The organism is Rhizobium sp. BK456, assembly GCF_014194045.1.
Classification (GTDB): domain Bacteria; phylum Pseudomonadota; class Alphaproteobacteria; order Rhizobiales; family Rhizobiaceae; genus Rhizobium; species Rhizobium redzepovicii.
The window spans coordinates 153,686-171,255 of record NZ_JACIAO010000006.1; the positions used below are offsets into that span (position 1 = coordinate 153,686).

Annotated in this window: 14 protein-coding genes; 8 read left to right on the forward strand and 6 right to left on the reverse strand. The window is 61.5% G+C overall.

What is annotated here, in order from left to right; all coding sequences use genetic code 11:
- The first annotated feature begins 98 nt into the window (after nt 1–98).
- The 6 genes from FHX03_RS18565 (at nt 99) to FHX03_RS18590 (ending at nt 7,018) form a co-directional block, all read left to right on the forward strand.
- On the forward strand, nt 99–2,402 hold the full coding sequence (locus FHX03_RS18565) for a putative bifunctional diguanylate cyclase/phosphodiesterase (RefSeq protein WP_097628714.1): 2,304 nt from the start codon (nt 99–101) through the stop codon (nt 2,400–2,402).
- A 143-nt stretch (nt 2,403–2,545) separates the two neighbouring features.
- Nucleotides 2,546–3,298 carry an N-acyl amino acid synthase FeeM domain-containing protein gene (locus tag FHX03_RS18570; RefSeq protein ID WP_007631761.1) on the forward strand — a complete coding sequence of 251 codons (753 nt, stop codon included), beginning with the start codon at nt 2,546–2,548 and terminating at the stop codon, nt 3,296–3,298.
- 343 nt (nt 3,299–3,641) lie between these two features.
- Nucleotides 3,642–3,866: an aa3-type cytochrome c oxidase subunit IV gene (locus FHX03_RS18575; protein WP_003590250.1), complete on the forward strand. Its 225-nt coding sequence runs from the start codon at nt 3,642–3,644 to the stop codon at nt 3,864–3,866.
- Between the two features lie 203 nt (nt 3,867–4,069).
- On the forward strand, nt 4,070–5,218 hold the full coding sequence (locus FHX03_RS18580; RefSeq protein WP_097628716.1) for a Re/Si-specific NAD(P)(+) transhydrogenase subunit alpha: 1,149 nt from the start codon (nt 4,070–4,072) through the stop codon (nt 5,216–5,218).
- Nucleotides 5,218–5,616: a proton-translocating transhydrogenase family protein gene (locus FHX03_RS18585; RefSeq protein ID WP_003590253.1), complete on the forward strand. Its 399-nt coding sequence runs from the start codon at nt 5,218–5,220 to the stop codon at nt 5,614–5,616. Before FHX03_RS18580 ends, FHX03_RS18585 begins: the two co-directional genes overlap by 1 nt.
- 7 nt (nt 5,617–5,623) lie before the next feature.
- Nucleotides 5,624–7,018 carry an NAD(P)(+) transhydrogenase (Re/Si-specific) subunit beta gene (locus tag FHX03_RS18590; protein ID WP_183778596.1) on the forward strand — a complete coding sequence of 465 codons (1,395 nt, stop codon included), beginning with the start codon at nt 5,624–5,626 and terminating at the stop codon, nt 7,016–7,018.
- A gap of 62 nt (nt 7,019–7,080) precedes the next feature.
- Here FHX03_RS18590 and FHX03_RS18595 read toward each other — a convergent pair whose 3' ends face one another.
- From FHX03_RS18595 to FHX03_RS18615, 5 genes are all read right to left on the reverse strand, one after another.
- Nucleotides 7,081–7,563, reverse strand: coding sequence for a DUF992 domain-containing protein (locus FHX03_RS18595; protein WP_183778598.1), 483 nt, complete (start codon nt 7,561–7,563; stop codon nt 7,081–7,083).
- A 67-nt stretch (nt 7,564–7,630) separates the two neighbouring features.
- Nucleotides 7,631–9,283 carry a sensor histidine kinase gene (locus tag FHX03_RS18600; RefSeq protein WP_097628719.1) on the reverse strand — a complete coding sequence of 551 codons (1,653 nt, stop codon included), beginning with the start codon at nt 9,281–9,283 and terminating at the stop codon, nt 7,631–7,633.
- 232 nt (nt 9,284–9,515) lie between these two features.
- Nucleotides 9,516–10,382, reverse strand: a complete 867-nt coding sequence (locus tag FHX03_RS18605; protein WP_097628720.1) for a tetratricopeptide repeat protein — start codon at nt 10,380–10,382, stop codon at nt 9,516–9,518.
- 135 nt (nt 10,383–10,517) lie between these two features.
- The gene (rpsU, locus tag FHX03_RS18610) at nt 10,518–10,730 is read right to left on the reverse strand and encodes a 30S ribosomal protein S21 (protein ID WP_003585885.1); all 213 of its coding nucleotides are present in this window, start codon (nt 10,728–10,730) and stop codon (nt 10,518–10,520) included.
- Nucleotides 10,731–10,905: 175 nt separating this feature from the next.
- Nucleotides 10,906–12,525: an adenylate/guanylate cyclase domain-containing protein gene (locus FHX03_RS18615; protein ID WP_183778600.1), complete on the reverse strand. Its 1,620-nt coding sequence runs from the start codon at nt 12,523–12,525 to the stop codon at nt 10,906–10,908.
- A gap of 216 nt (nt 12,526–12,741) precedes the next feature.
- Here FHX03_RS18615 and FHX03_RS18620 point away from each other — a divergent pair, with 216 nt between their 5' ends.
- Nucleotides 12,742–14,913 (forward strand): CHASE2 domain-containing protein, encoded by a 2,172-nt coding sequence (locus FHX03_RS18620; protein ID WP_183778602.1) that lies wholly within the window; start codon nt 12,742–12,744, stop codon nt 14,911–14,913.
- Between the two features lie 5 nt (nt 14,914–14,918).
- Here the strand turns inward: FHX03_RS18620 and FHX03_RS18625 are convergent, their stop codons facing one another.
- A complete protein-coding gene (locus tag FHX03_RS18625; protein WP_183854916.1) occupies nt 14,919–15,962 on the reverse strand; it encodes a FecR domain-containing protein in 1,044 nt (347 codons plus the stop codon).
- A 298-nt stretch (nt 15,963–16,260) separates the two neighbouring features.
- Between FHX03_RS18625 and FHX03_RS18630 the strand changes: the two genes are divergently transcribed.
- On the forward strand, nt 16,261–17,514 hold the full coding sequence (locus FHX03_RS18630) for a sarcosine oxidase subunit beta family protein (RefSeq protein ID WP_049734738.1): 1,254 nt from the start codon (nt 16,261–16,263) through the stop codon (nt 17,512–17,514).
- The last annotated feature ends 56 nt before the right edge of the window (nt 17,515–17,570 follow it).

The window sequence follows — 17,570 nt, forward strand, 5'->3', positions numbered from 1 at the left end:
ATCCTCTGGTTTTAGAAAATTTGACCAAATGTTTGATTCCATTGAAATCAATTTTTAAAGGGTTGGGCTTAGAATTCCCGCGCACAGGGAAAGTGTGGATGAAGCCAGATAACCCGAACAGGGTCCCTTTAGATGTGTATCTGTCGTTTGTGAGTTCCCTGTCCGGGAACCGCATGACGCTTCTTGCTGGCGTGATCGTGCACGTCGCGACATGCCTGGCCGTCGCCGCCAAGACCCAATCCTTCGTCTACATCCTGCTGGCCGCCGCCTTCCTTCTGGTCTTCTGCGTCCGCATGTTTGTCTTCCGGCGGTTCGACCAGGTCGACAAGGAGCGCCTGTCGCACGCCGGGATCGAGCGTTGGGAGCGGATCCTGGTTGCCGGTGCGGCCTGCACCACCGCTCTGCTCGGCCTCGCCAGCGGCTACGCCATCTTCGTCGTGCACGATTCCTTTGCCGAGCTTGCCTGCATTGCCGTCACCATGGCGACCATGGTTTCCGTCGTCGGTCGCAACTACGGTTCGCGCCTGGCGGTCGACCTGCAGACCTTCTCCTGCTGTCTGCCGATGATCGTCTGCAGCCTGATGGCGCTGGACTTCTATCGTGGCCTGCTGTCGATCTTCCTCATTCCCTTCTGGCTGACGACGCGGGCCATGGCGAACGGCGTGCGCGAGTTCCTTTATGAGAATGTCATCGCGCGCCGGGAGATCACCATTATCGCCGACCGTTTCGATACGGCGCTGAACAATATGCCGCATGGCCTCGTCATGGTCGATGCCGAAAACCGGATCCAGGTCGTCAATCGCAAGGCCTGCGAGCTTCTGAAGATCGGCGCGCCGGAGCGGCTGAAGGACCGCGACCTCGGCGCCGTCCTGCGTTACGGCGCGCGCTACAGCTTCATGGACGCCTCGCAGCCGGAGCTCATCCTGCGTCAGCTCACCCAGGTCGCCGAAGGTAACCTGTCGCGCACGCTCGTTCATTTTCCCGAGGGCCTGTCGCTGGAATTCTCCGCCAGCCGGAGAGCCGATGGCGGCGCCGTACTGATCTTCGAAGACGTGTCGAGCCGTGTCAAGGCGGAGCAGAAGATCATGCACATGGTCCGCTTCGATGCGCTGACCGGTCTGCCGAACCGGGAATATTTCGGGCAGCTGGTGCAGGACTATCTCGCCAAACATCAGAGGAAGTCCGGGCCGCTCGGCTTCATGGTTCTCGATATCGACGAATTCAAACATGTCAACGACATGCGCGGCCATGTCACCGGCGACCATCTGCTCTGCGCTATCGCCGCCCGCATCAAGCAGGCTTCCGGCAACGCCATTCTCGGCCGGCTGATGGGCGACCAGTTCATCCTGTTCTTCCCGCATGCGAAGGAGCCGGCCTCGCTCGACATCGAGATCCGCCGCGTACACGCGGCGATCCAGGGGCATTATGAGGTCGATGAGCTGACCTTCCTCGTTTCGCTCAGCGCAGGTTACGCCATCCTCGAAAGCACTGCCTTCGCGATGGACGAATGGAGCGTCAAGGCGGATCTTGCCCTGTTCGAAAGCAAGTCGCGCTTCAAGGGCGGCATATCAGGCTTCGAGCGGGAGATGGACGGCCGCTACATCGAGCAGCAGAAGCTGAAGGCGGATCTGCGTGACGCGGTTTCCGCGCAGGCGCTGCATCTGGTCTTCCAGCCGATGTTCCGGGCCGACGGTTCACGAATCGAATGCGCCGAGGCCTTGGCGCGCTGGGTGCATCCGGAGAAGGGATCGATCCCGCCCGATGTCTTCATCCGGCTTGCCGAGGATATGGGCATCATCTCCGACATCACCCGCTTCGTCCTGTTCAAGGCCTGCAGCGAATGCATGAACTGGCCGGACCATATCGCGGTCTCGGTCAACCTCTCGGCTCGGGACCTCAGGGATGCCGACATTCTCCAGCTGGTCGCCGACGCGCTTGCTCATTCCGGCCTCGATGCGGCGCGGCTGCATCTCGAAGTCACAGAAAGCTGTCTGATCGACGAGCCGGCGGCCGTGCGTGCCATCCTGGCGGAGCTCAGGGCCCGCGGCATCACCATCGCCATCGACGATTTCGGGACCGGCTTCTCCAGTCTCAGCTATCTCGACACGCTGCCGCTTGATATCGTCAAGATCGACCGCTCCTTCGTCCGCAATATCGTCGAGGATACCCGCCGCCTCAAGCTGCTGCGCGGCACGGTCCATCTCGCCCGTGAACTGGGGCTGAAGATCGTCATCGAGGGTGTCGAGACCGAAGAGCAGCTCGCCCTGCTCAACAAACACCGCAGCACCGATCTGGTGCAAGGCTATGTTTTCTCTCAGCCGGTGCCTTCCCAGAATATCCCGCTCTTGCAGCAGGGCATCGGCCGCCGACCCGTTCAACGCCGACGCAACAAGGTCGCCTGAGCGCTCCGCTACGGCCGCTTTTCCACTGACACTCCTCCGCGCCGTTAACCTTAATACTTTATAAACGGGCCGAATTATCGGATTTCCTTGCCTAAATCTCGCCGGCATATGATTAATGATCCGTTAACGAGCGGATCGAGAGAATGTCAGAGACACTGTTCAAGCGTAGCGATTTCAGCGCGAAAATTTTGGAAGTTTTGGATCATGTCGAGTATCGTCGCGTCGAAAGCAGCGAAGACATGGAGCAGGTGGAACGCCTGCGCTACAAGGCCTATAAGGCTCACGACGTGCTCGCGCTCGCCCCGAAAGGGCTGCTGGACGATAGCGATTTCGACAGTCACGCCTATATCTTCGGCCTGTACTATTATGGGGAATTGGTCAGCACCATCCGGGTTCATTATGTGACACCGGAGCATCGCCTCAGCCAATCCGGCGGCGCCTTTCCGGAGGCGATGGATGAGCTTCTGGATGCGGGGCTGACACTGATCGATCCGGCGCGTTTCGCCGCCGACCCCGAGCTCACCGCCGATCTGCCGTGGGTTCCCTATCTGACGCTGCGGCCGACCATCGTGGCAGCGGCGTATTTCCGCGCGGACCGCGTTCTTCAGTTTGTCCGGCCGCCGCATGCGGCCTTCTACAAGCGCGTCTTCTATGCCGATACGGTCGTGCCCGGCCGGCTGGCGAAGAATTACGGTATCGACATGACGCTGATGGCGACGAATGTGATCGAGGTCGGGCGCAAGCTGCTGACGCGCTATCCCTTCTTCATCTCCAGCGCCAGCGAGCAGCGCATGATGTTTTCACGCAATCCCAACGACACCTTGCCGCCGCTCACCATCATTCCGACAGCGCGCTTCGTGCCGCAAGGCGAACTCGGCACCGACCTGCCGCTCTGATTTCTGTTCTCTCACCGAGAGAGCATCAGAGTGAGAACAATGAGGGGCGACGACACTATCCGCAGTCGTCGTCCCTCATGCTTTTTTCGCCTGGGAATAGGTGGTTTTGAAGCCTAAAAGCGCGTCGCATCAAATCTGATTCATGCGACGCGCTTTAGCCCTTTGTTTTGATGCATGTCGTTCTTCCGGAACCGCTGCACACTTCCGGGCGACATGCATGAGCTGCGGCATTCTCATGGATTGCGCTTTCGGCTGTCATTGTGTAATTCCTGCAAGCAGGGATTTCCCTCGCCAGCCGAGGGAATCAGGCAGCGCAGAGGCATTTCAGGGAGACGATATTTTTATGGCCGAACATCATACCGGACCGGTCGAGACCGGCGCGCCGATGGATTACAAAGAACATGAAAAGACCTACGACATGTTCATCACTGCCACCAAATACGGCTCGATGCTTCTCATCGTCCTCCTGCTTGCGATGACCGCCGGTTTCTTTGGCGGCGCTGGCCTTCTCGGCGGCCTCCTCGTCTTCATCATTCTACTCGCTGTCGGCGTCTTCCTGTTCCGCTGAGCGCGGCAAAAGGGAGGGCTTCGCCGAAGCTTTGTGACTGAAGCGCGTTGCGATCTTTCAGATTGGCTCTTCGCGCTTCAGGTCTTTATTTTCTCGCATATCGTTATCGCAGGGCTGCCAGACAGTTTTGCACGACATGCTTTAGGTGCTTGGCCTGCGCAGGGAAGCCTGCGGCGGTCTGGCTGACCCGGAGGAGGGGGCAGTTGGGCAATATCGTTTTCGTTGCAAGGGAAATTGCGGGCGAGGAGACGCGTGTCGCGGCCTCCGCCGAGACCGTGAAAAAAATGAAGAGTTTCGGCTTCGACGTCGTCGTCGAAGCCGGTGCCGGTGCGGCGTCGCGCGTTCCAGACGGAGAGTTCGAGGCAGCCGGCGCCAGGATCGGCAGTTCTGCCGATGCAGCCTCCGCCGACGTCGTGCTGAAGGTGCGCCGCCCGACCGCACAGGAAATTTCAGGCTATAAAAGCGGCGCCGTGGTCATCGCCATCATGGATCCCTATGGCAATGACGAAGCGATCGCCGCTCTTGCCAGCGCCGGTCTTTCGGCTTTTGCGATGGAACTGATGCCGCGCATTACCCGCGCCCAGTCCATGGATGTGCTGTCGTCCCAGGCCAATCTCGCCGGCTATCAGGCCGTCATCGAGGCGGCGGCGGTTTATGACCGTGCCATGCCGATGATGATGACGGCTGCCGGCACCGTGCCGGCCGCCAAGGTCTTCGTCATGGGTGCCGGCGTCGCCGGTCTTCAGGCGATCGCCACGGCGCGGCGCCTGGGTGCTGCGGTTTCGGCCACCGACGTACGCCCGGCCGCCAAGGAGCAAGTCGCCTCGCTCGGCGCCAAGTTCATCGCCGTTGAGGATGAGGAGTTCAAGGCGGCGGAAACGGCCGGGGGTTACGCCAAGGAAATGTCCGCCGACTATCAGGCAAAGCAGGCAGCGCTGGTGGCCGAACATATCGCCAAGCAGGATATCGTCATCACCACCGCGCTGATCCCCGGCCGCGCGGCGCCTCGGCTCGTTTCGCGCGCCATGCTCGCTGCGATGAAACCCGGCGCGGTCGCCGTCGACCTTGCGGTCGAGCGCGGCGGCAATATCGAGGGCGTCGTTGCCGGCGAGATCGCCGATGTCGACGGCGTCAAGGTGATCGGTTTTGCCAACATGCCGGGCCGGGTCGCGGCCAGCGCTTCGGCGCTCTACGCCAAGAACCTCGTCACCTTCCTCGAGACCATGGTCAACAAGGAGGGCCGGAGCGTGGTCGTCAACCTCGACGACGAACTCGTCAAGGCGACGATGCTGACCTATGCCGGCGACGTGGTGCATCCCGCCTTCGGCGGCGCGAAGAAGGGAGATCTCTGATGGCCAGTGAAGCAATGGACAAAGCGCTGGAGCAGCTCGACCAGGCGGTCACCGCTGTCGTCACGGCGGCGGCCCATGCACCGGAAGCGGCCAGCGCTGCGACCGGCGGGGCGATCGATCCCTTCGTCTTCCAGCTGGCGATCTTCGTCTTGTCGATCTTCGTCGGTTATTACGTCGTATGGTCGGTGACGCCGGCGCTGCATACGCCCCTGATGGCTGTCACCAATGCGATCTCCTCCGTCATCGTCGTCGGCGCGCTTCTGGCGGTCGGCATCTCGACAAGCGGGCTTGCGACCGGCTTCGGCTTCGTCGCCCTCGTGCTCGTCTCGGTGAACATTTTCGGCGGTTTCCTCGTGACGCAGCGAATGCTCTCGATGTACCGCAAGAAAGACCGGTGAGGAACCGATGACCAATATCGCAGCCTTCCTCTACCTCGTCTCCGGAGTTCTCTTCATCCTGGCGCTTCGGGGTCTCTCGCATCCAGCCACCAGCCGCAAGGGCAATCTCTACGGCATGATCGGCATGGGGATCGCCATCCTGACGACGCTGGTGCTGGCGACGCCGAATTTCGGCGGTTTCGTGCTGATCATCCTCGGCCTTGCCATCGGCGGCAGCGTCGGCGCCTATGTCGCCCGCACCATCGCCATGACCTCGATGCCCCAGCTCGTTGCCGGTTTCCATTCGCTGGTCGGTCTCGCGGCCGTCTTGGTCGCGGCCTCGGCGCTCTATACCCCCGCCTCCTTCGGCATCGGCGAGATCGGCCAGATTCACACCGAAGCGCGGGTCGAAATGGCGCTCGGCGTCGCCATCGGTGCGCTGACCTTCACCGGTTCGATCATCGCCTTCCTGAAACTTGACGGGCGCATGTCCGGCAAGCCGATCATGCTGCCTTACCGGCATGTGATCAATGCGGCGCTGCTGGTGCTGATCGTGCTGTTCATCATCGGGTTGGCCGCCACCGAAAGCCATTTCGATTTCTGGGCCGTGGTGGCGCTGTCGCTGGCGCTCGGCGTTCTGTTGATCGTGCCGATCGGCGGCGCCGATATGCCCGTCGTCGTCTCGATGCTGAATTCCTATTCCGGCTGGGCTGCGGCCGGCATCGGCTTCACGCTCGGCAATCTCGCACTGATCATCACCGGCGCGCTTGTCGGTTCCTCCGGCGCGATCCTCTCCTACATCATGTGCAAGGGCATGAACCGTTCCTTCGTCTCGGTCATCCTCGGCGGTTTCGGCGGCGAGACGGCGTCCAGCGGCCCCGACACCTCAGACAAGACGGTCAAGCTCGGCTCGGCCGAGGATGCGGCCTATCTGATGGCCAATGCATCGAAGGTCATCATCGTGCCGGGATACGGTATGGCGGTCGCCCAGGCCCAGCATGCGCTGCGCGAACTCGCCGACAATCTGAAGAAGAACGGTGTCGAAGTGAAATATGCGATCCATCCGGTCGCCGGCCGCATGCCCGGCCATATGAACGTGCTGCTCGCCGAAGCCAATGTTCCCTACGACGAGGTCTTCGAGCTCGAGGACATCAATTCGGAATTTGCCCAGGCCGACGTCGCCTATGTCATCGGCGCCAACGACGTCACCAATCCGGCGGCGCGCGACGACAAGACCTCGCCGATCTACGGCATGCCGATCCTCGACGTCGACCGGGCAAAGACCTGCCTTTTCGTCAAGCGCTCGCTCGGCTCCGGTTATGCCGGCATCGACAATACGCTGTTCTATAAGGACGGCACCATGATGCTGCTCGGTGACGCGAAGAAGATGACCGAGGATATCAACAAGGCGATTTCGCATTGATCACCCCAGAACAGCCGCCCCTCGGGCGGCTGTTCCGTTCAGGTCGGACGGGGCCGCTTTGCTCAGGTCTCGCCCGGCACCAGCGTCATCTTTTCGACGCCGATGGCGAGATTCAGCCCTTCCTGCGCCTGGACATTCAGCGGCTGCAGCATGAAAGCTTTGTTGGTGCCCCCGGCAATTACCTTGGCCCCGGCCCCTGCACCGACGCTCGCATCCGCACCGATACCGTAATATTCGCCGGCCAGCGCGAATTGCGGTATATCCGTGCCGGTTTTCGCCAGCACCTGCCAGATCATCACGCTCTTGCCGGTCTGGCCGATGTCGAGACCGAACTTCTCGATTTTGCCGGCATAGACCGCTTTGGCGCCGCCTGACGCCGGCGTATAGGTGCAGATCAGGTTCTTCTGCGAGGTAATGATCAGGCCCTGGCCACCATCCGATCCGCAGACCAGGCGGCCAAGCGTCACATAACTTTCCGCGCCCGCCTGATCTGCCCAGGCAGCGGCCGTCAGAGCCGCGGCGGCGATCATCGTTTGCTTGAACATGGTCTTTCTCCTTGGGAACGACCTGTTCGAAACGGGTAGGGGTGGCGATTGTTCCTGACTTGGATGTTTAGTCCCGTTCCAGCATGGCGCGCTGCGCCGTCAGCACCCACAACAGGCCCTCGGGCCGGAAATCGACCTGCACCGTGCCGCGGAAGGCGGAGGCGGCATGGGCCTTGATAACGGTCGTGCCGAAACCTGAGCGGGTTGGCTCTGCCACAGGCGGGCCGCCGCGTTCCTCCCAGGTGAAGCGGAGCAGGGCATCCGGCTTGTCTTCCTCCCTGACATCGCGCCATTCGAAGCGGACACGGCCTTGCGGGACGGAAAGCGCACCGTATTTGACCGAGTTGGTGGCGAGTTCATGCAGGGCAAGGCCGAGATTTTGCACCGCATCCGGCTTCAGCACGAAATCTTCGCCGGTGATTTCAATCTGTTCGCGCGATTGCGGGAAGGCCTGCAGGTGGATGTCGACGACCCGCCGCAGCGACACGCCTCCCCATTGCTCGCTGGTCAGCAGCTCGATCGAACGTCCCAGCCCCTCGAGGCGGTCGGCGACGGCGGCCTGGAAGGTCTCGACGCTGTCGGCCTGTTTGGCGAGCTGGCGCATCATCGCCTGGGCAAGCGTCAGAAGGTTTTTGGTGCGGTGGACAAGTTCGTGCATGACGAAGCGCAGCCGGTCCTCGGTCTGGCTGCGATCGAAGGAGGCGTTCGAAAGCGCGATCGCCACCTGGTTCGCCTCGATGACGCTGGTCTCGACCGGCGAGACGATATGGCCTTCGCCCATACGGTTGGCCATTTCGGCAATATCGCGGATGGTGGTGCGCACCTGCCGTGCGACGGCATAGGCGCCGAGCACGGCGACGAGCACCAAGGCTACGCCGCCGATGATGAGGAAACGCCAGGTGCTGAGGATCGAAGCCTGGGCGATCGGTCCCCAGATCACAGTTTTCCACGACCAGCCGGGAATCCTGGCATAGCCAAGCAGCATGTGCGGCAGGATCTTCTCGTCCTGGAAGACGCCGCGTGACGCGGTGAATGCCGGCAGGATGCGCGGATCGAAGAGCGTGCCGGGTTCGAGATTGGCGGGGCCGGCACCAGCGACCACATGGCCGCTTTGATCGATGATCGCGGCCGACCAGCCGGGGGCAAGGCCCTCGGTCGTCACGAGCTTGCCCAAATCCTTGGCATCCTGGGTGATGATGAGCGCTGCGACGGGATCGTCTGCCCGCGGCAGGGTGACGTTATAGACCCATTCGCCGCTGGTCCGGCCGCGGAAGACGTCCGATGCCTCGATGCGACCGGAGGCCATGACCGCTTCGAGCGCGGGCAGGTTCGCCGTCTTTCCAAGCGGCGTGCCGAACGCCCGGCGCGTATTTAACAACTGCTGACCGGTGCGATCGACGGCGATGACGAACAGCGTATTGTCTCTGAGGGCCGTTTCCGTGCGCTCGTGGAAGGCGGCGAGATTGCCGTTTTCGAGCTCCGGCGAGCTCGAAAGCAGCCGCAGCGTCGTTGCCATATCCTGAAGCTGACGGTCGATGATGCGCGAAAGCGCAAGCGCATCCTGGGCCGTCTCGCGCCGCAGCGTCGAACGCTGGTTGTCCTCAAGCTGCAGCAGAAGCAGTGTTACAAAGGCGAAGATGGGCAGCGCGATCGCCACCGCCATGGCGACGAGATAGGTGCCTATGGAGGCCTTGGGAAAGAACAACGCGACGATCTTCATCTGTTTCGCCACGTCCCATGCGCTGGCCGGCAAGGGTTTTTGCGAGCGGTCAGGAAAGCAAAGATCCGCATCTCTCGCAAGCCGCCCTCAAACTGTTTCGAACACCTGATAGCAAGCTATCGAAGCAGCGCCATGTTAGGGGGAGCAAGAGCAGGTTGCAACATACTATGATATGTCATCGAGGACGACATACCGTGCGGCGGCCGATATTTCGGCCGCCCAACTGATATCCTTAGCCGGCTGAGGCGCCGACGCGAGCAAGGCCGTCGCGAGCCGGCTGATATTTGGGATCGAGGCCAACGGCGTGGCGATAGGACCGGGCGGCCTTCGCCTTGTCGCCGCGCCGCTCGTAAACCAGCGCCTGGTTGGCCCAAGATTCGGCAATGTTGCCGTTAAGTTCGATCGCATGGTTGAAGTCGGCAAAGGCGTTATCGTTGTCGTTCAGCGCGATATAGGAAATGCCGCGGCCGTTATAGGGCTCGGGCGAATTCGGCGCGAGCGAGATCGCCTTCGAGAAATCGTCGATCGCCTTATCCTGCTGATTGCGCTTCTGATAGATCAGGCCACGATTGTGATAGGCGCGGCCATCGGTGGTGCCAAGCTGGATCGCCTTGTCGAAATCGTTGAAGGCCTGGTCGTCCTGGCCGGCCATGCGATAGACGTTGCCGCGGCCGATATAGGCGACGTCGTAGCTCGGATTGATCTGCAGCGCGGCATTGTAATCACTGATCGCCTGGGCCTGCTGGCCCATGTTGCGATAGACTAGGGCGCGGTTGGCATAGGCCTGGAAAAACCGCGGATTGATTTGCAATGCGGTGTTGAAATCGTTCAGCGCCTGGCGGAACTGGCCGCCGCGGCCATAGGCGGAACCGCGGACGTTGTAGCCTTCCGGATCCTTGGGATTGGCGTTGATGACCGCCGTCAGAGAGGCGATATTCTCTTCCGAACCCTGCGCCTTGTCGATGCGGATCACGGCATCAGTTGTGTTTGTCGTCTCACAGCCGGCAAGGCCGAACATTGCCGCCAGCGCCAAAGCGGGCAGGAATGCGGTTTTCTGCAGGCGCCAGGCGCGGGACGGATTGAAGGTGTTGACAGCCATTCGGGCTCGCTTTCCCCATGCGGCATACCCGATACTGGGATATGCGATCTTCAGCGGCAAACTAAAAAAGGCGGTGGCGAACCCATCGCCCCCGCCACAATGCATCTGAAAACGTCGAAAAAACGACGGCAACGCTCAGCGTGCGACCAGACCTTCGCGCTGGGCGCGCTTACGGGCCAGCTTGCGAACGCGACGAACAGCTTCGGCCTTTTCGCGAGCACGCTTCTGCGACGGCTTCTCGTAGTAGTCGCGCATCTTCATTTCGCGGAAAATGCCTTCGCGCTGCATCTTCTTCTTGAGAGCGCGGAGAGCCTGATCGACATTGTTATCGCGGACAAGTACCTGCACGAGAATCACGTTCCTTTGGTTGGTTGATGCCGGCGGCGGCGCAGCGCCAGGGGCAAAAATATAACGTTCGCGCGGCCGCAGCCTTGCGATTGGTGATGCGGGATATCAGATCGGGTATAGGAAGTCCAGATGCATATGGAAAGCAGGTGGAAAAATCACGCTTGCCCCTGTCCGGTCACGATCCGGCTGCCCCGGGCGCGGTTTCATCAAGCGCGGCGATCGCCTCCTTGAGAGCCGTCCTGACCCGGAGGCGGTCGGCCGGCTCCAGCCTGCTCATATCCAGATGCAGGTCGAGGCCGGCGAGGTGTTCGCTGAGCACGCGGCTCTTGTGGTCCGCTCCGAGGGTCAGGCCATCCACCGCATAGGGCACGATCTCGCGCTGGATGCCCTTCATGGTGATTGGTGGCAGTGGGTGGGCGTCGACGATCTCGTTCACCAGCGCATAGGTTTCGTAGCTGATGACGATTTCTCCTCCCTGGGCGATCGATTGCAGCCGGGCTGCAAGATTGGCCTCCGCCCCGATGATCGTATAGTCCATGCGGTCGCTGCTGCCGAAATTGCCGACGTTGCAATAACCGCTATTGATCCCCATGCGGACGACGAAAGGCTCTTCGGTGCCGTTTCTGCGCCATCTGTCCTTGAGTTCGCCGAGACGGCGCTGCATGTCGACGGCCATGCGCAGACAGGCTTTGGCGTCTTCCTCCGGACCTCTGGTTTCCGGGTCGCCGAAAAACACCAGCATGGCGTCACCGATGAACTTGTCCACCGTGCCGCCATGTTCCAGGGCAATGTTCGACATCTCAGTCAGATATTCGTTGAGCATCGCCGTCAGCGCTTCCGGCTGCAGGCGCTCGGTGGTGGCGGTGAAATCCTTGATGTCGGAGAAGAAGATCGTCAGGCGTTTGCGCTCGGTATGGACGACAACATCCTTCTGCCCGCTGAAGATGCTTTTGTAGATCTGCGGCGAGAGATAGCGCGAAATCTTCAGGGAAACGCTGGCCAGAAACTCGTTTGCCGTTTCCAGATCCCGGTTGGCGCTATGGATCGCGCGCGCCTGCTGCCGCTGGAGGAGAATGAAGCTGATGCCGATGATGGCAACGAACAAAAAATAGCAGAGCAGGTATTTGAAGGCGAAGATGTTGCTCGCATAGGGCTGCCGGATGATGACTTCCTGAATGCCGCGCACATCGCCCACTTTCCAATCGGTCTTCGGGCTTTCGGGATGGGTATTGTGGCAGGCAACACAAGCCTGGCCCATGACGACGGGGGTGATGAAGCGCAAGGTATCGGTCAATCCGACACGAGTGAGATCGTTCAGCGTCTGCTGCGGATTGGCGCGCAGTGCGGCCAGCGCATTCTTTTCGAAATCGTCGAGCTCGTGGGATGCGCGACTCTTGAACGGCAGATCGGAAACGAAGCGGTAGGTGATGTTGGCCTGCTGCTCCTTGATGACATCGCCGAGCTCCAGGGAAAGCGTCGCCGGCAGCGGGATGGCGCCAGGAATATTCGCGTAGTTGTGGGAGACGACCGTGCCTTCGGTCAGGCCGCTGGCATGCGCGGCCAGGACGCGCCCGACGACATTGGCGGAATAATAGGAACGGATGCTCGAGATCAGCGAGCTCATGTCGCGTGCTTGACGCCGCAGGGTATTTCCCGAGAGATCGCTGATATCGAGCCAGACGGCCAGCGGCAGTCCTGCGAGCATTGCCAGCACGACGACAATCAGCCAGTAGCCGCTCCGACGCGCGGCGGTTTCGGAAATCACGGCGACCCCTCGTTCTTCTCTGGAAGGCATTCGACTTTCGATCGCTACAAGAACATTTCGCCGGCTGCCCGGCAAGATCGAAGCCCTGCCATATAGCCAAAAGCCGGCCCAATCTGGATGTGTAGCGCGGCCCATCGAAAGAGAGGATCCGGACGGCATGTGCGAATGGCGTTTGGACCGAAAGCGGCGTAGCCTGCGGCAGGTGCAGGCCGTTTCTGCGGGCCGTGGAGGGACACCGGTGAGATCATGACGCGCGTCCAGCAAATCGGTGTCGTTATCGGCCTCGCGATCGTGGCTCTGCTCACGATCCTGCGGGCCGACGATCCCGGGATTTTCAAGCTGATCCGCGGCGTGACCTTCGATGAATATCAGCGGCTCGTTCCGAGGACCTTCGAGCCGATGCCGGTTCGCGTGGTCGACATAGACGAGACATCCTTACGCGAATTCGGCCAATGGCCCTGGCCGCGGGACCGGATGGCGCTGCTGGTGGACCGGCTTTCCGCGATGGGCGCTTCGGCCATCGCCTTCGATATTCTTTTTGCCGAGCCGGACCGGCTGTCGCCGCGCAACGTTGTCGCCGAGGTCGAAGGCGTCGATCCTTCGCTGGCCGAGAAACTGCCTGACAATGATGAGATATTCGCCCGCGCGATTGCCGAGAAGCCCGTCGTGCTCGGCTTCGGCCTTTCCAACGTGGGCAATTACCGGCCGCCTGTGAAGGCGGGTTTTGCCTTCACAGGCGAAAGCCCCGTTTCCGCGCCGCCCTATCTCGGCGCCTCAACACCGCTCAGGCCGCAATTGGAGGCGAATGCGGCGGGGCTCGGCCATATCAGCCTTAACCCTGGCAATCCTTCGCCGGTGGTGCGGGCGGTTCCGCTGTTTTTGACCGACGGAGAGCAGCTCTATCCAAATCTCGCCATCGAGGCGCTGCGCGTTGCGCAGGGGGCGTCGACCTATGTGCTGTCGGGCGCGCCAGATCGCGCCGGCATCATGACATCGGCGAAGATCGGCGATTTCGTCGTGCCGCTGACGGCGGCGGGCGAACTCTGGCTCTATGTCAGCCCCGATCGGGCCGAGCGGTACATATCCGCCCGGCAGGTGCTTGCGGCCGAAGGGGCCTCTCCCGAGGTTGCGGCTGCCATTAACGGCAGCATCGTCTTCGTCGGCACATCGGCCGCCGGCCTGCAGGACATCCGCGTCACGGCGCTCGGCGAGAACGTTCCCGGCGTGTCACTGCATGCCCAGGCCGTCGAGCAGATCCTGTCCGGCCATTTCCTGTCGCGGCCTGACTGGGCGGACGGGCTGGAAATCCTGACGATTGCCGTGCTCGGAAGCCTGCTCGTCGTCGTGACGACCTTCGTCAGTCCCGCCGTCGCGCTGATCTGCGGTCTGCTGATCACGGCGATGGCGCTCGTAGCCTCCTGGTCGTCGTTTCTGTATGCCGGGCTTCTTTTCGACCCGCTGGCGCCGATCGTCAGCGGATCGATCATCCATTTTGCCGCAACCTCGTTCAAAATCCTGGTGATCGACCGGGAGCGGCGGGCAGTGCGGCGCGCCTTCGGGCATTATCTTTCGCCATCGCTGCTCCATCGTATCGAGCATACCCGTGATCCTTTACGCCTCGGCGGTGACGACCGCGAACTGACGGTCATGTTCGTCGATGTCCGAAACTTCACCGAGATCAGCGAGCGGCTGGCGCCGACGGATGTCGTGGCCTTCCTGAACACGCTGCTCGATGCGCTGAGCCGCCACGTGGTGGCCAATGAAGGCACGCTCGACAAGTTCATCGGCGATTCGATCATGGCGTTCTGGAATGCGCCCGTCGATGTGGCCGATCATGAAACCAAGGCGGTTCGCGCAGCACTTGCCATGCGCGAGACGCTCGCCGAATTGAACGCCGGCGACGCTTTCGGCTTCGGACCCGGACAGCAGGTCGGGATCGGCATCGGCATCCATACCGGCCTTGCCTGCGTCGGCAATATGGGCGCCAAGACGCGCTTCAACTATTCGGCGGTCGGCGATGCCGTCAATGTCGCGGCGCGCCTGGAATCATGCTGCAAGGAAGTCGGTTTCGATATTCTGATATCCGATAGTACGGCAAGGTCGGTGCGGGGCATGGCGCTGCTCGAGGCCGGCGCCATTCCGCTCAAAGGAAAGAGCAGCCGAACGCAGATCCTTGCCGTCGTCGGCGACGAACGGGTTGCCGCATCGGCCGAATTTTCAGCCCTTGTCGTTACTCACCAGCAGCTGATGCAGGCCCTGTTTGCGCATTCGAAGAACACCCGCAAGCTCATCGGCACGGCAAAGCTCAGGGCGGCGGGAGTGATCGACGGCCTGGCGGAATTCTATCAGCGGGTATCCGGCAGGACCGATCATTTTCGCGAGGCGAATGATCGATTCGAGAAGAGCGCGGCCGACTGAACGGGTCAGCGGTTGTGATTGAAACCGTCGCGCCTGTTGTGGTGCCGATCCTTGTCGTGATCACGATCGCCATCGTGGTCGCGATCGTGTTCTTGATGATCCCGGTCATTTCCGTGATGCTGGTCGTGGTGGCCGGTCCGGTCGTGATCATCATGCCCGTCATGCTTGTCGGGACGATCCGGCTTATCATGATGCGGCCTGTCGTGATCTGGCCTGTCGTGATGGGGCCTGTCATGATGCGGTTTGTCGTGATGCGGCATGTCCGGCTTGTTCGGCCGCTCCTTCTTCGGCTCGGCCCGCCTCTGAGGCGGATCCTGCCTTTGCGGAACAGGTGTAATCGCCGGCGGAGGCGGTTTTCTATCTTTTCTTTCCGGCGCGGCCGACGCCATATTGCAGCCGCCGATCATGCCAATGCCGCCTGAAAGCCGCTGATTGCCGGAGAGAAAGGGCAGCGCGCGGGGATTTCCGAGCGTATCGAGAATGCTGGGATCGACCCGGCGCGCCGCCGACATATTGCCATTCGGCTTGGCGACCACGCAATCGCAGCGCTGCTGCAATTGCCGGCAGCCGCCCGGGCCGCAAAACCGGGCCGCGCCATTCAGCAAGACGACGGCGGTCGTGCCATCGGGGCCGACATAGAAATCGAAAGCGGTGCCGCGCACGCCGATCGTGCCGGCGGGCGTCAGGATCTGGTAGGCGGAGGAATTGGAGTTGCCGCTTACCCAGCGGAACGTCCCCTTTGCCGCTCTGATGGTCAGCTTCTTCACCGATTGGGAATCATCGAAGACATATTTGTCGATCACGACCGACGAGCCCCAGCCCACCGCGAGTTTCGTGCCGTCACGAAACAGGAATTGGCCAAGCCCCGATGGGGATGTCTTGATGCGTTCGTTGCGATGGACGCTGCTGTCGACTTCGATTGGGCCGCTCTGTCCCGTCACCTCCGTCTTGATGACGACAGCTTGGCCGACTGGCTCGGCGGCGAGAGCCGGCTGCGCGACGGCAACCACAATGCAAAGTGCTTGGAGTAATGAACGCCGACCCCACATGATACACGGACCCCGGAAACACGGGGAGAATTAACATTTTAGTAACTGCTTGTCTTCTCGCCCACTTGGGCTACGACCGGGCGGCGGCCCCTGGGAAAGGCCGATTTTGCCTCGTCCTGCCGAACGGCCTCGGAAGCAGCGGACGATGTCGCGCGAATACTGCGCAGTTTTCGGCATCATGTCGCTGAGTGTCAAAAGCAAAGCGCTCGACTGTCGCAAAAGAACCGTTGTGCCGCATTTGGATTTGCGATTTGTATGGGCGCGGAGAACAGCCCTTTCCCATAGGAGAACAAGGCGGATGCGGAAATATTCGGTTTTTGCCGTGGCGAGGGAGGCCCTTCGGGGCCATAAGGGCTGGGAGAAGCAGTGGACTTCGCCTGAGCCGCGCGCCGAATACGACGTCGTCATCATCGGCGCCGGTGGTCATGGGCTGGGTGCAGCCTATTACCTCGCCAAGGAGCACGGCATTACCAATGTGGCGGTGATCGAAAAAGGCTGGCTTGGCGGCGGCAATACCGGGCGCAACACCACCATCATCCGCTCGAACTATCTCTATGAAGAGAGCATGCACATCTACGAGCATTCGATGAAGCTCTGGGAAGGGCTTTCTCAGGAGCTCAACTACAATGTGATGTATTCGCCGCGCGGCGTGATGATGCTCTCGCACAATATTCACGACCAGCAGTCGTTCAAGCGGCATATCCATGCCAACCGGCTCTACGGCATCGACAATGAATGGCTGACGCCGGAGCAGGCCAAGGCTTATTGCCCGCCGCTCGACATTTCGGCGAGCGCCCGCTACCCGATCAACGGCGCGGCGCTGCAGCGGCGCGGCGGCACGGCGCGGCACGACGCGGTTGCCTGGGGCTATGCCCGCGCCGCCTCGGACCGCGGGGTGCACATCATCCAGAATTGCGAAGTGACCGGCATCCGCCGCGGCCCCGATGGACGCGTGACCGGGGTCGAGACCTCGCGCGGCTTCATCGGCGCCAAAAAGGTCGCCGTGTCGGCCGCCGGCCACACGTCGACCATCATGAAGATGGCCGATGTGCGTGTGCCGCTGCAATCGAGCCCGCTGCAGGCGCTGGTCTCCGAGCCGCTGAAGCCGATCTTTCCGTGCGTCGTCATGTCGAACACGGTGCATGCCTATATCTCCCAGTCCGACAAGGGAGAGCTCGTCATCGGCGCCGGCACCGACCAGTACAACTCATACTCCCAGACCGGCGGGCTGCAGATCATCACGCACACGCTCGATGCCATCTGCGAGCTCTTCCCGATGTTCCGGCGCGTCAAGATGATGCGGCAATGGGGCGGCATCGTCGACAATACGCCGGATCGTTCGGCGATCCAGTCGAAGACGCCGGTTCCCGGGCTCTACGTCAATTGCGGCTGGGGCACCGGCGGCTTCAAGGCGACGCCGGGCTCGGCCAATCTCTTCGCGCATCTGATTGCCCGCGACGAGCCGCACAAGTTCAATGCCGGGCTGACGCTGGAGCGTTTCCGCAGCGGCCGGCTGATCGACGAGGCGGCGGCGGCGGCGGTGGCGCACTGATGATGAATGCTATTTGGATGTTCGCACCTTTCGTCGCTCACCCCCTCATCCGCCTT

Bases quoted from the DNA above. Each gene is read 5' to 3' on its own strand.
- FHX03_RS18565 (WP_097628714.1), top strand. From the start codon at position 99: ATGAAGCCAGATAACCCGAACAGGGTCCCTTTAGATGTGTATCTGTCG.
- FHX03_RS18570 (WP_007631761.1), top strand. From the start codon at position 2,546: ATGTCAGAGACACTGTTCAAGCGTAGCGATTTCAGCGCGAAAATTTTG.
- FHX03_RS18575 (WP_003590250.1), top strand. From the start codon at position 3,642: ATGGCCGAACATCATACCGGACCGGTCGAGACCGGCGCGCCGATGGAT.
- FHX03_RS18585 (WP_003590253.1), top strand. From the start codon at position 5,218: ATGGCCAGTGAAGCAATGGACAAAGCGCTGGAGCAGCTCGACCAGGCG.
- FHX03_RS18590 (WP_183778596.1), top strand. From the start codon at position 5,624: ATGACCAATATCGCAGCCTTCCTCTACCTCGTCTCCGGAGTTCTCTTC.
- FHX03_RS18595 (WP_183778598.1), bottom strand. From the start codon at position 7,563: ATGTTCAAGCAAACGATGATCGCCGCCGCGGCTCTGACGGCCGCTGCC.
- FHX03_RS18600 (WP_097628719.1), bottom strand. From the start codon at position 9,283: ATGAAGATCGTCGCGTTGTTCTTTCCCAAGGCCTCCATAGGCACCTAT.
- FHX03_RS18605 (WP_097628720.1), bottom strand. From the start codon at position 10,382: ATGGCTGTCAACACCTTCAATCCGTCCCGCGCCTGGCGCCTGCAGAAA.
- FHX03_RS18615 (WP_183778600.1), bottom strand. From the start codon at position 12,525: ATGCCTTCCAGAGAAGAACGAGGGGTCGCCGTGATTTCCGAAACCGCC.
- FHX03_RS18620 (WP_183778602.1), top strand. From the start codon at position 12,742: ATGACGCGCGTCCAGCAAATCGGTGTCGTTATCGGCCTCGCGATCGTG.
- FHX03_RS18625 (WP_183854916.1), bottom strand. From the start codon at position 15,962: ATGTGGGGTCGGCGTTCATTACTCCAAGCACTTTGCATTGTGGTTGCC.
- FHX03_RS18630 (WP_049734738.1), top strand. From the start codon at position 16,261: ATGCGGAAATATTCGGTTTTTGCCGTGGCGAGGGAGGCCCTTCGGGGC.